9 protein-coding genes are annotated in these 15,975 nt (G+C 71.2%); 7 read left to right on the forward strand and 2 right to left on the reverse strand.

All coding sequences use genetic code 11. From position 1 onward, the window contains the following. Positions 1 to 615 precede the first annotated feature (615 nt). The 6 genes from DIZ27_RS20320 to DIZ27_RS20345 all read left to right on the forward strand — a co-directional run bounded on the left by DIZ27_RS20320 (position 616) and on the right by DIZ27_RS20345 (position 9,381). Complete coding sequence (locus DIZ27_RS20320; protein WP_109379861.1) at positions 616 to 3,426, forward strand: LuxR family transcriptional regulator; 2,811 nt, start codon at positions 616 to 618, stop codon at positions 3,424 to 3,426. 264 nt (positions 3,427 to 3,690) lie between these two features. Next, positions 3,691 to 4,308 carry a hypothetical protein gene (locus DIZ27_RS20325; RefSeq protein WP_109379862.1) on the forward strand — a complete coding sequence of 206 codons (618 nt, stop codon included), beginning with the start codon at positions 3,691 to 3,693 and terminating at the stop codon, positions 4,306 to 4,308. A gap of 41 nt (positions 4,309 to 4,349) precedes the next feature. Further along, a complete protein-coding gene (locus DIZ27_RS20330) occupies positions 4,350 to 5,678 on the forward strand; it encodes a Dyp-type peroxidase (RefSeq protein ID WP_109379863.1) in 1,329 nt (442 codons plus the stop codon). 16 nt (positions 5,679 to 5,694) lie between these two features. Further along, complete coding sequence (locus DIZ27_RS20335; RefSeq protein ID WP_109379864.1) at positions 5,695 to 6,879, forward strand: DUF4331 family protein; 1,185 nt, start codon at positions 5,695 to 5,697, stop codon at positions 6,877 to 6,879. Positions 6,880 to 7,010: 131 nt separating this feature from the next. After that, positions 7,011 to 7,937, forward strand: coding sequence for a hypothetical protein (locus tag DIZ27_RS20340; protein WP_109379865.1), 927 nt, complete (start codon positions 7,011 to 7,013; stop codon positions 7,935 to 7,937). Positions 7,938 to 7,953: 16 nt separating this feature from the next. Continuing rightward, positions 7,954 to 9,381 (forward strand): FAD-dependent oxidoreductase, encoded by a 1,428-nt coding sequence (locus DIZ27_RS20345; RefSeq protein WP_109379866.1) that lies wholly within the window; start codon positions 7,954 to 7,956, stop codon positions 9,379 to 9,381. 234 nt (positions 9,382 to 9,615) lie between these two features. Here the strand turns inward: DIZ27_RS20345 and DIZ27_RS20350 are convergent, their stop codons facing one another. Both DIZ27_RS20350 and DIZ27_RS20355 read right to left on the reverse strand, forming a co-directional pair. Continuing rightward, entirely contained in the window at positions 9,616 to 10,959 is a 1,344-nt protein-coding gene (locus tag DIZ27_RS20350; protein ID WP_109379867.1) for a globin domain-containing protein, read from the reverse strand. A gap of 417 nt (positions 10,960 to 11,376) precedes the next feature. Then, the gene (locus tag DIZ27_RS20355) at positions 11,377 to 12,276 is read right to left on the reverse strand and encodes an aminoglycoside phosphotransferase family protein (protein ID WP_109379868.1); all 900 of its coding nucleotides are present in this window, start codon (positions 12,274 to 12,276) and stop codon (positions 11,377 to 11,379) included. Between the two features lie 230 nt (positions 12,277 to 12,506). On the opposite strand from DIZ27_RS20355, the gene DIZ27_RS20360 reads away from it, so the two are divergent. After that, complete coding sequence (locus tag DIZ27_RS20360; protein WP_109379869.1) at positions 12,507 to 15,950, forward strand: AAA family ATPase; 3,444 nt, start codon at positions 12,507 to 12,509, stop codon at positions 15,948 to 15,950. Positions 15,951 to 15,975: the final 25 nt, after the last annotated feature.

Genomic DNA, 15,975 nt, shown 5'->3' on the forward strand with positions numbered 1-15,975 from the left:
TCCATCGTCACCCGATCGGCCTCATGTCGCTCGATGGAGGCGGCGGGGGTTCGTGGCGCATGCGGTACTCCCCGAGCGAGCTTCTCCGACCCTGCTCACCGGCAACGGCAACCCTCCGGGGCAACAACCCTCACGGACCGCGTGCCCGAGGGACTGCTACCGCGGCTCGACATCGCTTCGACGGGCACCCACCTGCTTCACCAGAAAAGATCTTGATGAGCGCGGGGTTGTGTCTCGAGGAGACCATCCGTCTCCCCTGACCAGCGCATTTCGTCGGTTCCCCGCATATGTGGAATTCGGCAGGGTGCCCTGCGTGTGCTGCTGCCGAAAGACCGGCCGGGGATCCCGCCGGAGCGCGTGCCCGGGCGCCCGGGAGCAGTGCGAGTACGGGGCAACGGTTGACGGTTGACCGGCCGGGTCGGACCGACAGGGGGACCACTGGGCCTGTTCTTTGAGAAGCTGTTGTCCTTCCGGACTTGAGGACTGTGTTTCCGCTGGTCGGGCATGGGGTCGATGATCCCGTGGGAGTGGTGGCGTGTCGTCGCTCCGGTGGGGGTCGTGGATGCCGTCGGTCGGAGAACTGCACAAAGGGGCGATCAGGATTACGGTCGTTGAGTGCGGTTGATTGACCGCCGCGCGGAGAAGCAGGCGCTCCACCAAGTGCTTGACAGTGTGCGGGCCGGGATGAGCGGTGTGCTGGTCCTCCGCGGGGAGCCTGGAGTGGGAAAGTCGGCGTTGCTCGACTACGCGGTCGAGCGTGCCGCGGGCCTGCAGATTGTCCGGACGGTGGCGGTCGAGTCGGAGATGGCCTTGGGCTTCGCTGCCGTTCACCAGTTGCTCGCCCCCTTCCTGCCCGCCGTGGACCGGCTGCCCGAGCCACAGCGGCGGGCGCTGGGCGTGGCCTTCGGGCTGGTGAGCGGGCCGTCGGCCGATCCGTTCCTGGTCGGTCTGGCCGTGCTGACGCTGCTGGCAGACGCCGCCGAGGTCCGGCCGGTTCTGTGCGTGATCGACGACGCGCAGTGGCTGGACGACGAGTCCGCCGACGTCCTCGGCTTCGTGGCCCGCCGGCTGCTGGCCGACAGGATCGGGATGCTGTTCGCGATTCGGGAGACCACGGAGCCGGATCCTCATCTGCAGGCGTTGTCGAATCTTCGGCTTGCCGGCCTGCCGGAGCCGGAGGCACACGAGCTGCTGGCCACCGCGGTCGGCCGGCCCATCGAGGCCGGAGTCGCGGAGCGCATCGTCGCCGGGACCGGTGGCAACCCCCTGGCCATGGTCGAGGCCGCGGCCGAGCTGACCCCGGAGCAACTGCGCGGACAGCTGCCGCTGACCGAGCCGCTGCTCGTCGGGCGCCACCTCGAAGGCCTGTTCGGGCGCCGCGTGCGGGAACTTCCCACGGACACACAGACGCTGCTGCTGCTGGCGGCGGCGGAGCAGCCGGGCCACGGCGATCGGCTGTGGCAGGCGGCCGCCGCGCTGGGCATCCCGGAGGCCGCCGCGGTGCCCGCGGAGGCCGCGGGAATGGTGGCGTTCTGGCCGAAGGTGCGGTTCTCCCACCCGCTCGTCCGCTCGGCGGTCTACCACGCCGCGGCCCCGGATCAGCGACGGGAGGCCCACCGAGCCCTCGCGGCGGCCTGCGATCCGCTGCGCGGCGCAGTTCCCCGGGCCTGGCACCTGGCCGCGGCCACCGCCAGGCCCGACGAAGAGGTCGCGGACCAGCTTGTGGTGGCAGCGGACCGGGCCAGGAGTCGTGGTGGCTACGCCGCCGCGGCTGCCCTCCTGGAACGCGCGGCATTGTTGACCCCCGACGAGGAGCGGCGGGCCGAGCGCCGACTGTCGGCGGCACAAGCCCACGTGCTCGCGGGGGCGGTCGGCCGGGCCGAGGCCCTGCTGGCCGCGGCCGCCACGGGCCTGCGCGATCCGCTGTCGACCGCGCAGGCGACCGGACTGGAGGGAAGGATCCGGTTCCACCGCGGGCAGGTGGCCGAGGCCGCCTCCGTCCTGGTCCGTGCGGCACGGCGATTGCGGCCACGCGACCCGCGCGCCGCGAGGGACGCGCTGCTCTGCGCACTGGAGGCCGCGGTGTTCGCCGGGTGGGCGCCCAGCGCCCCCCTGCTGCACGAGAGCGCCCGGACGGCGCGGAAGCTGCCACCCACGGGCGACCCTCCGGACTCGGCGGCCAATCTGCTGCTCCGGGGCTACACCGCACGAGTGACCGATGACTATGCGGCGGCCGTGCCGGCGTTGCGCCGCACGATCCAGGCCTTCCTCGCGGACGAGGTGGACCCCGACGTCGCGCTCCAACGACTGGAACTGGCCGCCGTCTCGGCCGCCGATCTGCTGGACGACGCCTCGGTGGAGCAGCTGACCACTGACTGGATCGAGCGGGCTCGCGCGAGCGGCGCGTTGGCCAGGCTGGCCGGCGCGCTCGCTTTCCGCAGCGCCTATGTCGAGGGACCCGCCGGGCGGCTGGCCGCGGCCCGGGCGGCGGAGGCGGAGGCGCACGAACTGGCGGAGATGACCAACAATCCCGCCGTCGTCCCTCCCACGGGCGCGCACACGCTGCTCACCCTCAGCCTGAGCGGCCACGAGGCGGAAGCGCGGGCGACCGCGGCGGCGGTCGCCCGGGACGCACCCGGCAGGGGCGCCGCCGGTGAGATGGCCATGGCGTCGTACTTCCTCGGCGTACTGGAGATCAGCCTCGGCAACTACGGCTCCGCCATCGGATGCCTGGATGCGGCCTACACCGACGACACGCCGCTCGTCGGGACCCAGGCACTGCCCGACCTGGTGGAGGCAGCTGTCCGTGCCGGTCGGCGAGACCTGGCGGAACGCGCACTCCATCGCCTGGAGGACCGCGCGACCGCGACCGGCACTCCCCTCGCCCTCGGATTGCTCGCCCGCTCCCGGGCCCTGCTGGCCACCCCGGCCGAGGCCCAGCAGGGGTACGAGGACGCGCTTCCGCTGCTCGGCCGGACCCGAGCCGCTCCCCAGCTCGCCCGCGCCCACCTCCTGTACGGCGAGTGGTTGCGCCGCCAACGTCGGCGGCGGGAGGCACGCGACCAGCTGCGCACCGCGCACGACATGTTCGACGGCATGGGCCTCCACGGCTTCGCCGAGCGGGCGCGCGTGGAGCTGCGGGCCACCGGCGAGTGCGCCCAGAAGCGACAGCCGGGGCCGCCCGAGGAGCTCACCCCCCAGGAGGCGCAGATCGCCGCCCTGGTGAGCAGAGGAGAAGCGAACCGGGAGATCGCCGCCCAGCTGTTCGTCAGCCCGAGCACTGTGGAGTACCACCTGCGCAAGGTGTTCCGGAAGCTCGGGGTGACGTCCCGCACCCAGCTCGCCCACCGTGTCATCAGCCAGGGCTCCGGCGTCCTTCACCCGATCTCCTCCTCCGACCGTCCGCTCCTCGATGGACGCCGCTGATCCTGCGCCCTGTCATCGAGCGTCATCGTCGGGTTCGGGAAGCCCGAGCGGGACGCCACAGTGGCCCCGGAATCGGCATCCGCTCGGAGCGGTGGACTAAGGATTCCGGGGATTCCACGTCGTCTGCCGCGCCCTAGCGTGGCTGGTAGCGGGGCCGTGCCGAGCGGCCGCTGAGGTCGAAGCTGATGGCGTCGTGGGCTGGCGACCTGCGTCGGGGCTGCCGGTGAGGTTTGGGATGACAGATGTCTTCTACCGGAGGAAGCCATGACAACCACGACCAACGTGAAGTCGGGGAAGGGCCTCAGCGACGGAGTGATCTCCGAGCTGGCCACCTACTACGACGTCCTACCCGGCCACGAGGACGAGCTGCGCGCGGCGACTCAGCGGTTCGCCGACACGCTGCGCCAACTCCCCCGTGACGTGAACATCCACACCGGCCTGCGGGACAGCCGCCACGTGATCTTCGACAACGGGCGACGGCTGATGTGGGCCACGACATTCGAGAACGAATGGGACGCCTACGTCGACGATTTCGTCCAGATCGGCCTCGACAAATTCCTGGACTGGATGAACCACACCGTCCAGGGCTCGGATGTCGAGGCCTGGGCAGTGGCGTCCGGCGGGGTGGAAAAGTTCACCGTGGCCAACCCCGACATCCAGGCGCAGGTGAAGCGGACCACCGGCGGACTCAAGACGATCCTCCAGTCGCTGCAGAGCCCGGCCACCGGGTACTTCAACAATTTGAGCGCTTGGACGATGCCGCAGATCGAAAAGGCCCAGCGCCTGCAGGAGGCCTTCCAGCAGGTGCTCGACGACCCTCGTGCCGCGGAGGCGCTGGAGCACCCGGCGCTGAGGCCGCTGCTCGACATGGCCGCCGACTGAGCCCGCCGGACGGCGCTGTCAACGACTGTGGAGGGAGCACCATGACCACCGACACAGGCACCGCGCTCGAGCTGGACGACATCCAGGCCGCCGCCCTGATGCCCCGGCCCAACCCGTACGCGGGCGAGTATCTGGCCCTGCGCATCGGTGACCGGCATGAGGCGCAGGAACTACTGCGGCGGCTGATTCCACTCCTGGAGCCGGTGTCCTCGTTCGATCCGGGTCGGCCGGTCTCGCTCGGGGTGGGGCTCAGCTTCGCCGGGCTCGAGGCGATCGGCGTGCCGACGGAGTCGCTGGCCACCTTCCCCTCCGAGTTCCAGCAGGGCATGGCCGCCCGCGCGGCCGAGATCGGCGACGTCGGGGAGAACGCGCCGGAGAACTGGGAGGCGCCGCTGGGTTCGAAGGACGTCCACCTCGTGGTGGCCGCGCTGGCGCGGGACACCGCCCTCATGGAGAGCCTGGTCGTCCTGGCGCAGGACGCGGTCCGCGACCTGCGCGGCGTCTCGCCCGTCTGGCAGCTGGACGTGCACGTGCCGCCGGACGGGCGCGAGCAGTTCGGCTTCAAGGACAGCATCAGCGAGCCGGCCGTGGAGGGCACCAAGATCCTCGGCAGCAACCCGCACGAGGCACCGCTGAAAGCGGGCGAGTTCGTCCTGGGCTACGAGGACGAAACCGGCGGCCTGTCCCCGGTGCCGCAGCCCGAGGTGCTGGGCCGCAACGGCACGTATGTGGCCTTCCGCAAGCTGCACCAACGCGTGGCGGCCTTCCGCCAATACCTGCGTGACAACGCCGCGGACGACGCCGAGGCCACGTGGCTCGCGGCCAAGTTCGTCGGCCGCTGGCCCAGTGGTGCGCCACTGGCCCTGGCCCCGGACAAGGACGACCCCGATCTGGGCGGCGATCCCACGCGCAACAACGCGTTCCTGTACGGTGACGACCCGCGGGGCCTGAAGTGCCCGGTCGGCGCGCACGCCCGGCGTATGAACGCGCGCGACTCGGTCATCACCGGTCAGGTGCGCCTGCACCGCATGATCCGGCGCGGCACCAACTACGGCCCGTCGCTACCCCCCGGCGTGCTGGAGGACGACGGTGCCGAACGCGGCCTGATGTTCGCCTTCGTCGGCGCGCACCTGGCCCGGCAGTTCGAGTTCGTCCAGAAGCAGTGGGTGCACGACGGCAAGTTCATCGGCGCACCCGCCGAGCGGGATCCGCTGATCGGCGTGCAGGACGGCGGTGAGTTCACCGTCCCGAAGCGTCCGATCCGCCGCCGCCTCCGGGGGCTGCCCGACTTCGTCGTCAACCGGGGCGGAGAGTACTGCTTCCTGCCCGGCCTCCGGGCGTTGCGCTGGCACGCCGATCTCGACACCTGAGATCAGGAGGTTTGTCATGGCAGACCACTTCTCCGGCCCGCGGGCCATCTCCGATCCCGCGTCCGACATCACCGACGTGTATGCCTTCCCCAGCCCGGAGCGGCCCGGCCGACTAGTGCTCGTCCTGGACGTGTTCCCGGCCGCTGCCCCCACCTCGCTGTTCTCCGACGCGCTCAGCTACCGCTTTCGTCTCCGGCCGGTGACGGCCACGACGATCGGCGGCACACCGGCGTTCGCGGTGGACGCCGACGAATACATCTTCGACTTCAGCTTCTCCGCTCCGGTCCCCGCCGACGGCCCCGACACCATGCTGCAGGCCGGCACGTGCACCACGTCCAGCGGGGTGCAGATCTCCTTCGAAGTCGGCAGGGAGAAGCCGACCGAGACGCCCGGTCTGCGGATCTTCGCCGGGGCGCGGATGGATCCGTTCTTCATCGACCTGACAGCCGTACAGGCCACCGAAGCGCTGGAGCAGCTGGCATTCGGACGTGAGGGCACCAACGCCCTGGACGGTATGAACGTGCTGAGCATCGTCCTCGAACTCGACATCGCCACGGTGCTCGGCGACGACACCGGCCCGCTGCTGGCCGTTGTCGGCGAGACCGTGACCTCGGGCGGACACCCGGTCCGGTTGGAGCGCATGGGCCGACCGGAGATCAAGAACGTCATCATCCAGGGGAAGAAGTTCGATCCGGTCAACCGCGATCTCGAGATCCGGGACCTGTACAACGCGGAGGACGCCTTCAACCTGAGCCGTGACTACGTCGGTGCCTACCAAGCCCGGCTGAACGCCAACCTGGCCTTCTTCGACCGTCTTGAGGGCAAGGCCGACTGGCCGTTGGACGATCAGGGTGTCCACCCTTTGACCGAGTTGCTGCTGGCGGACTTCCTCGTCGTCGACACATCGAAACCGTTCTGCGACGGCAGCTACCTCGAGATCGAGCGCGCCGTGCTGGCCGGCCGCCCGCACACGACCTGCGGCGGCCGGTCGCCCGACGACGACATCGTGGACACCCTCTACACGCTCCTGGTCGGTGGCTTGGAAGGACAGCGGATCAGCGACGGCGTCGATCGGCCGACCCGGCCGGCCACCCGCAGCTTTCCGTACCTCGTCCGCCCCAATCCCGACCCGCCGGACCGGATGACCGTACTCGCCGCGCTGTCGGCGCCACCGGAGGAGGCAGCATCATCACCGGGCTGACCGAGGAAGACCACCGCCTGACCACCACGAGCGGGGTCATCGCCGTGGCGAACCTGCAGGCCCAGACCGACAGCCTGATGGCGCGGCCCCACGGGGCACGACCAGGACAGGCGTCAGCGACACCTCCCGCGGTGGCCGAACAGGCCCTCCTGGTCGACCTGCTCATCCTGCGCGGGCAGGTGCTGGGCCGTATCGCAGACTACGAACGCGCCGCGGAGCTGGCCGAGGGGTTGGTGCGCGACGCGCCCGACGCCGGCACGGCCTGGCTGGCCCGGGCCAGGACGCGAGCCACCTTCCACGGCTTCGCCGAGGCACTGGCCGACCTCGACGCCGCGGGGCGACGCGGTTCGGACGGGGCCACCCTGGACGCGGAGCGGGCGGCGATCCTTCAGGCGGTCGCGTGCTACGACGAGGCTCTTGTGCTGCGTCGGAGCGCAGCACAACGCCGGCCTGACTTCACGACGTTGGGTGCACTGGCCGTGCTCCGGGCCGAGCGCGGGAACGTCGCCCAGGCTGAGCGCCTGTTCACCCGGGCGAGGCGCCGCTACCGGGGCGTCTCGCCGTTCCCCGTCGCCGAGATCGACTTCCGGCGCGGACTGATGTGGCGCGGCGAGCGGGATCTTCCCGCCGCCCGTGCCTGGTTCGACGCCGCCGTGGACCGGGTGCCGGCCTACGCTCCGGCGCTGGGTCACCGCGCCGAGGCCGATGCGGCCCTGGGCGCCCGTGACACGGCCATCGACAGCCTGCGCCCCCTGGCGCTGTCCAGCGACGATCCTGAGTACGCGGCCAGGCTTGCCGACGTCCTCAGCGACGCCGGCCACTCCCACGAGGCCGAGCAATGGCGTATCAGCGCGGCGGCCCGCTACGACGAGCTGGTACTGCGCCATCCGGAGGCCTTCGTCGATCACGCCGCCGACTTCTGGCTCACCGTGGGTGGCGGCCGGCCGAAGGGGCGCCAGCTGGTCCTGCGGAATCACGCGAGCCGGGCAACCCGCGCACTGGCCCTGCCACACCACGTCATTCCGACCGGATCATGGCTCGCCGACCCCGACACGTAGGACTGGACATGCAGCCATGGACGACAGCTACGACCTGGTGGTGATCGGCGCCGGCCCGGCCGGAGAGGTCGCGGCCGAACTCGCGACCGGCTTCGGGCGCAAGGTGCTCATCATCGAGCGGAACACGCCCGGCGGGGTGGTCACGACCACCGGCGGCGCGCCCACCAAGGCTTTGCGCGAAGCCGCGCTCTACCTGACCGGCTACCGCCAGGAGGAGGTCTACGGCGTCCGGGCGGCAGCGCCGCTGGAGACGGTGATGCCGACCCTCGGCGCCAGAATCGAGCATGTGCGCGACGTGCTGCAGGAAGCCGTCGCACACCGGCTCGCGGCACGTGGCATCGCCTACTTCCAGGGAAGTGCCCAACTCGACGCTGACCGTACTGTCCACGTCACCTCGCCCGACGGACTGGCGCGCGAGGTCGTGGCGCACGCGGTTCTGATAGCGACGGGGTCACGTCCGATGCACTACCCGGGCATTCCCTTCGACGATCCGGACGTCTACGACTCCGACGCGATCTACTCCCTTCGCACCGTTCCGAAACACATCGTCATCGTCGGTGGCGGCCCCATCGGCGTCGAGTTCGCCACCGTGTTCACCGCGCTGGGTGTCCCCGCCACACTCATCAGCAATTCCGATCGCCTGCTGCCGAACATCGACGGCGAACTGGCCGGGCTGGTGGCCGACGAGTTCCGGCGGCGCGGAGTCCATCTGGTCTTGGGCGCCGGCGCAGACACGGTGAGCCGTATCGACGGTCGGCTGACTGTCAGGCTCTCGACCGGCACCGTCCAGACCGGGGCCGCCGTCTTGTTCGCCGCCGGCCGCGCCCCCAACACAGAAGGCCTCGGCCTCGAACCGGCTGGCGTGCACCTCGACGCCCGCGGCCGGATCATCGTCGACCGCTACTACCGGACGACCGCTCCAGGGATCTACGCAGCCGGCGACGTGGTCGAACCAGGACTCGCCTCCAACGCCATGCAGCAAGGACGCGCAGCAGCAGCCCACGCCTGCGGACTCGTCTTCGGCGTGGAGATCGACCAGACCACCAGCAGCGCCGTCTACGGCCTACCCGAAGTCGCCGGCGTCGGGGCGACCGAAGAACAGATCCAGGCCACCGGCATCCCCTACGCGGTGGGCCGCAGCGACCTGGCCGTTACCCCGCGCGGGGCGATCGCCGGACACGGCGGGCTGCTGAAACTGATCTTCCGCGCCGATAATCGCAAGCTGCTCGGCGTCCACTGCTTCGGCGACATCGCCTCCGAAGTGGTCGGCCTGGGCCACGTCGTCCTCCAGCTCGGAGGCAGGGTGGAATTGTTTCTCACACTCGCGCTCAATACCCCGACCTACAGCTACGCCTACCACGACGCGACTGTCGACGGCCTGACCCGGCTGACCCAGCTGATGGGCGTAGCTGACAGCCAGGGCACCGGCGACACGGCACAGTGACGGCGGCCGGGAGATCAGGCGGCGAATGCGGCCGCCAGGCGCATGGGCGTGCCGTGCCCCCACCCTTTCTCGCCCGCCGTGGCCGACCGTGTCACCCGCGTCCTCCGGGTTCAGAAGTCCGACACCTGAGGTCCCCTCCGACGGCCTCATGGCGGGCGGCTCGTGCCGCCACCGTCCCGGTGGCAGACCGTCCGGGCCGACGCCGAAGAAGAAGCCGCCTGTCACGGCGGCCGTTCAGGCGGGGACCTGTTGCCCCGGGGGCATGAAGTCCCCGGCCGACCCGTGCCCCTGGATGAACCGTGGCAGGACGCGCGGACCGGTCGGCAACAGGTCGTGGACGATGCGTTCGGCGGGATGCCCGGCGTGGACGAGCCCGGCCGCCACCGAACGGACCATGTCCGGCGGTCCGGCGATCAGGGTGCGCCCCTCCGTGAGGGGGGTGCTCCGGGTCACCGCGTGGACCAGCCGGTCGTACCTGCCCCCGGTCGGCGCCCCGCCCGTCATCGGGATCACGGTCAGCCATGAGTGGCGTTGTTCGAGGCCCGTCGGATACCCGAGGTCGTGGAGGTCGGACAGCGAGTCGGCGCCCAGGAAGAGCTGTACACGGCGGCGCACACGATGTGCGGACGACCGCCGCACGCTGCTGTCCAGCTCCTGCAGCAGTGCCTTCATCGCGGCCCAGCCGGTGTCCCAGACGACCAACCGCAAGGTGTCCAGGGGCTCCGCGTCGAGCGTCAGGCAGCCCTTCGGCGGCCCGAGCCGTACCTCGTCCCCGGGTGCGGTGTGGCGCACCAGCATCTCGCTGACCCCGCCGGGGCCACTGCGCCGGACGTGCAACTCGAGCTCCCCGTCCGGGCCGGGCCCGTCGGCCAGGTAGTACGGACGCCAGGTGTGCGGCAGCCGGGCGGACTCCAGCGTAGTGTACTGGCCGGCCCGGTACCGGAACGTCTCGTGCGGCAGGAGGCGCAGCACCGCCAGGTCCGGCCCGTACAGCCGATGGGACGTCACCGTGGCGCGCCAGCACGGCGGTTCGTGCAGCGCGGCCTCCGCGCCCCGGACCATGGCGGTGACACCGAGCTGCAGCATCCGTGTCCAGGCCCGTTCGAGCTCGGGGCTCCAGTACTCGCCCGCGCGGCCCCGCAGCGCTTCGCGCAACGCGTCCTTGAACGCCGTGTACTGCGCCGGGCGCACGCCGAGTTTGCGGTGATCACGGCCGAGCTGGGTGAAGGTCCTGGTGATCTCCTCGGGGCGGTCCAGGTGTTCGATCAGATACCAGAACGCCCGTGCCAGATGAGCCTGTTGGAACGCCATCGTGTCGGGGAAGAGCGACCGCAGTGAGGGATGCCGTGCGAACAGCGCCCGGTACAGGTCGTCGATCAGCTCGTCGAGCGGAGCCACCAGATCCAGGTCACGCATGATGATCTGCTGCTCCGCGGCCGCGTCGTACGCCTCTTCGGCCGGGGGCCTGCCGTCGCGGCCGGTGCCCGGGTCACTCCCGGGGGAGAGCAACTGCTGACGCAGCCGCATCGCGTCGTGCCGGGCGAGGAGTGTGTGGTACGTCCTGTCTTCCGCGCTCATGATCAGCGGGCCCTTCCTGTCTCGCGCCCGACGACGGGTGCCGGTACGGAGCCGGGTCCGGTCCAGCCTCGGGTGGCAACAGGAACGGGAACCCACCGGCCCGACCGGCGCGGTGCCTTCGCCGGAAGCAGGCGGAAAAGTCGGGACATGGCTGGGCTCCTTGAGCGACGTGTCGAGGGTGCGAGGACGGCTCGACGGCGAACGGGCGCCGAACCACCGGTTTCTGACGGGAGAAATCGCAGGTCAGTATGGCATCAGGGGCATATGCCCCAAGGTCCCTGGGTGGCAGGGACGTTGGGCCCTGGCAGAAGGGGAACAGGTGTGCACACCTGACCTGTACGCACACAGGCGGAGAGTCCCCGCCGTTCCAGCTCTCGACGACGTTCAGCCCTGCGTTGCGGGCGGAACCTCGGGGTCTCACCCGTCTCCCAGCACCGCCCGGATCACGTACCGGGCGTTGTGCGCCATCGCCGGGTTCGTCCTTCGGTAGTACGGCAGCGCGATCAGCGCCTGCGACAGCGTCCGCCCCCGGCCGCGGATCCAGGTCGCGTCGTCCACACCCAGTGCCTCGTGGAAGACCTCCCGGGCATCGGGCGGCAGCAGATTCCACGCCGGGAACAGATCGCAGGCCGGATCTCCCACCCCCATGCACCCGAAGTCGATCACCGAGGCCAGCCTGCCGCCGTCGACCAGCAAGTTGCCCGGCATCAGATCGGCGTGCAGCCACACCGGCGGCCCGTCCCAGCCGGGGGCCCGCAGCGTGTCCTCCCACACGGCGGACGCGGCGTCGCAGTCGACGTCCTCCTGCGGGATCCCCCGCAGTTCCTCGATCGCCGCCCGGGTCTCCGCGTCGAGCGAGGCGACCGGCCCGCCGCGGTGAGCCCGTGGTGCCTCCGAGAGGCTGATGCTCCACATCGCCGCCACGAACTCGGCCAGATCCTTGGCCAGCAGCACCGGCTCGCTCAGTGCCCCTGCTTCGGGAAGCTCCCCCGCCAGCCACCGGTACACCGACCACGGCCACGGATACCCCTCGGCGGGCTCCCCGGCCCCGAGTACCTCCGGGACGGCCGTGGGCAGCAGGGGCGCGAGGCGGGGCAGCCACTCCTGCTCCATCGCCACGTCCTTGGCTCCGCCCTGCACCAGCGGCAGCCGCACCACCATGCCGTCGCCCAGCCGGTACATGGCGTTGACCGTGCCGCCGGAGGGGTGGCGCTCCAGTGGCAGCTCGGCCCACTGCGGGAACTGCCCGACGATCAGCCGCCGTACGAGGTCGTCGTCGATGGGATGTTGGCCGGGATGCATCTGCCCTGTGCGCATGGGGCGCCATCCGATCGCCGGACGCCGGTGAGCGTCAAACGCTTTTCCGGCTGATGAACACGGCCCGCGTCGCAGCCGACTGGTGAGCGCCTGGCGCACCGAGGTCGGGGGTTGGTCCCGGAAGTGGCCCCCTGAGCTTTTGCCATGGTCAGGGTTCTGGTAAGTGTTTCGGAGGGGTACGGGCGACATGCCCGTAGCGGCGCCCGCGGGCGCCCGCAGGGAGGACGCACATGGGCACCACCATGCACGACGAGGTCATCGCCGCCGAGCAGAAGGCGGTGGACCACGCGTACGACTGCTACACCGCGCGGCTGGCCGAGATGACCGGGACATCGGCCGCCACGGCATCGGCGAGCGGGAAGGACGGCATCGCCAACCGCAAGGAGGCGGAGGCACGGGCCGCGGCGTACGACGGACTCGGTGACGAGGCACTGGTCTTCTCCCGTGTCGATGCGCCGGAGGATCCCGGCGGAAAGCCCCGTCCCTGGTACATCGGCCGACGGGTCGTGCACGACTCCGACAAGGAACTCGTGGTCCTGCCGTGGACCAGCCCGCTCGCGAAGAGGTGGGCCGAAGCCCTGCCCGAGGCCCCCGGGGAGGTGGCCCTGCGGCGGCAGCTGCGCTGCGTGCAGCGTGTCGTCAAGGGCTACTTCGACGAAATCGCCGCCGCGACCGTCCCTCCCCCCGCTCCCATTCCGCATCCGCGGCCGGCCGCGGACGACACGATCGAGGCCGACAGGCAGGCGGCCGCTGCCGAGACACCCCGCGTGACCCGCCCGGAGCCGGGCGTGGAACAGCGCGAGAAGCGCCGGCCGTCCCGGACACCGGGCGACGTCGCCCGCATCCAGCGCCGCAAGCCGCTGCAGCCGGACGACTTCCTGCTGCGCGAGCTGCAGCGCTCGCGCAGCGGCCGGATGCGGGACATCGTCGAGACCATCCGCCGCGACCAGATGGACCTGGTCACCGGTTCTCCGTCCGACATCCTCGTCGTGCAGGGCGGCCCGGGTACCGGTAAGTCCGCCGTCGGTCTGCACCGGGTGACCTGGCTCGTCAACAACGAGCACTTCAAGGCCCAGGACATCCTCGTCATCGGTCCCCACCAGAGGTTCCTCGACTACGTCGGCCAGGTGCTGCCCACCCTCGGCACGCGCGACGTCAACGCCGTCCAGCTGAACCGCCTGTGGGACGGCGAGATCCTCGGCACCGACACCCCGCAGGCGCGGCGGGTGAAGTCCGACGAGCGCATGGCGGCCGTGCTGCGGCGCCGCGTCGAGAGCGCCTGCCGTCCCGAGGCACTCGACGACCTCACCACCGCACCCTCCTATGAGGGCGACGAGCCGTCCGTCGTCGTCACCGCCGGCAGTACGACGCTGCGCGTGCCGAAGTCCGAAGTCCTCGCGCTCCTCGACGAGGCACGCGACAGCGACGGCCCCTACCGGCAGCGCCGCGACCGCTTCCGCAGTCTGTTCGTCGACCGCCTCCTGCAGGAACTGGCCACTGTCGCCCCGCGCCGCGGCCAGGACGGCACGATCCGCCGCGACCTCGAGCGCAACCGCCGCGTCGAGCGGCTCGTCGAGCGCCTCTGGCCGTCGCCCGGTGCAAGGGAGGCCCTGCGCAGCCTCTACGACTCGCCCGACCTCCTGCGCGCCTGCGCGGACGGCATCCTCGACGGGGACGAGCAGGCAGCGCTCCACCGGCCACGGGCCGCCACCGCCGACGCCGATCCCTGGACGCTCGACGACCACGTCTGCCTCGAAGAACTCCGGTTCCTCGTCGATGGGGAGACACCCCGGCGCTACGGGCACATCGTCGTCGACGAGGCCCAGGACCTCACCCCGCTGCAGGCCCGTGCGCTGCGCCGCCGCTGTGCCGTCGGCGGCTCCATGACCGTCCTCGGCGACCTCGCCCAGGCCACCGGCCCCCACACCCACCTCAGCTGGGACCCTCTCGGCACCCTTCTGTCCGACCACGGGGACTGGCGGGTCGCCGAGCTGAACACCAGCTACCGAGTGCCGGCCGAGATCATGGAATTCGTTGCACCCCTCGCCCGCGCGGTCGCTCCCGGACTGCCGTACCCGCAGGCCGTGCGAGAGGCGGGCGAGGACGCCGTACGGACCGTGGCGACCGAGCCGTGGAAGCTCCTCGACGACACCGTCGCCCACGTGACCCGCCTGGCAGGCACCAGCGACGGGAGCACCCGGCGCTCCGTCGCCGTCATCGTCCCCGACGACTCGGACTGGCTCGACGAGATCGGCCGCCGCCTCGAGCAGGGCGACGACAGTACGGGCACGGACCGCGAGTCGGTGTCCGTCCTGGCCGCCGCCCAGGCCAAGGGCATGGAGTACGACCACGTCCTGGTCATCGAGCCCGCCGTCATCGCCGACCGAGGCCCGGCCGGCCTGCGGCAGCTCTACGTCGCGCTCACCCGCAGCACGCAGAGCCTGACCGTGCTGCACACCTCGCCGCTCCCGGAGGTACTCACGAACACGGACACCGTCCCCCAAGTGCCCTCCACCGAGACGGGATCCGACACGGATGCGGGCGACGTTCCCGAGATCGGTGCCGACATCCGCGTCCGGGTCGTCGGCCCCGGCCCGGGCGGCCGCTACAAGGTCAGGGCTCTCTCTCCGGAGACCGAGCGCCCGCTCGTCCTGACCGTCAGGCACGGTTCCGCTCCTCCCCGCCCGGGCGACGAGCTCGACTGCTGGGTCTTCGCCAACGAGACCGGTCACAGCGTGCTCACCGCCGACCGGCGGGGCCGCCTGCCCGTCTCGCCGAAGATGGCCGAACGCTACGCGGCCGCGCTCGGCGTGCTCGACGACCTGGTGGCCGGCGGCGAAGACGTACTCGACGGCACCCGCGCCCGGCTGTCGGATCTGCAGGGCATGGCCAACCGCATCCTCCGCCGCGACCAGGCGGACTGGGTGGACGTCTACCGTGTCCTCGGCTCCCCGGACCGGCAGCGCCTCGGCGTGCTGCGCGACCTCGCCTCCCGCACCAACCGTGCGCTCAAGGACAGCACCCTGGACACCGGCCGGCTGCGGGCCGAACTCGCGGAATCCGGCTGGGTCGAGGCTCTGGCCGAAGCACGGCAGACGCTTCGTACCCGCCTCGCCGACGCCGCGGAAGAAGACCCCGAGAACACCACCGACCCCGCCACCCACGAGCCCGAGCAGCCCGATCGCTCCGAGCAGAAGGAAACCGAACCCGTGACCACCGTCGAAGAAGCACCCGCCGCACCGGCCGTGACCACGAAGGAGGGCTTCCTGCGCGCCCTGGAGACCTCGGCCGCCGCCGACCGCACCTGCAAGAAGCACGAGGCGGTGCGCCACGCACTGAAGTCGGAGCTGCTGTGGGCGGACCTCCAGCCGGCCGACTCCCCGGTCGTCGACGTCTCCTGCGACACGGACCGCGGCCTGTTCGTCTACGAGGTCCTGGGCGCCGGCCGCTCTGCCTACGAGGACCTCCGCTCGGGGGCGACCCGCCTCCTCGAGATCAACCACACACTGTCCGCACCGGCCGACAGCCTCTGCCTGGTCCTGTGCGAGCCGCCTGCCGAGGACTGGGCCGCCGACACCGTACGCGACGTCTTCGGAGTCCATGTCCTGTGGCGAACTCCCGGCAGCTGGGGCGGCGACGACCCCGACACCGCCCTGGGCCGCCGCCCGGAGTGAATAGCTCGGGCCGCTACGTGAAGCG

The sequence above is a fragment of the Streptomyces sp. NWU339 genome, from assembly GCF_003143855.1.
Lineage (GTDB): Bacteria > Actinomycetota > Actinomycetes > Streptomycetales > Streptomycetaceae > Streptomyces.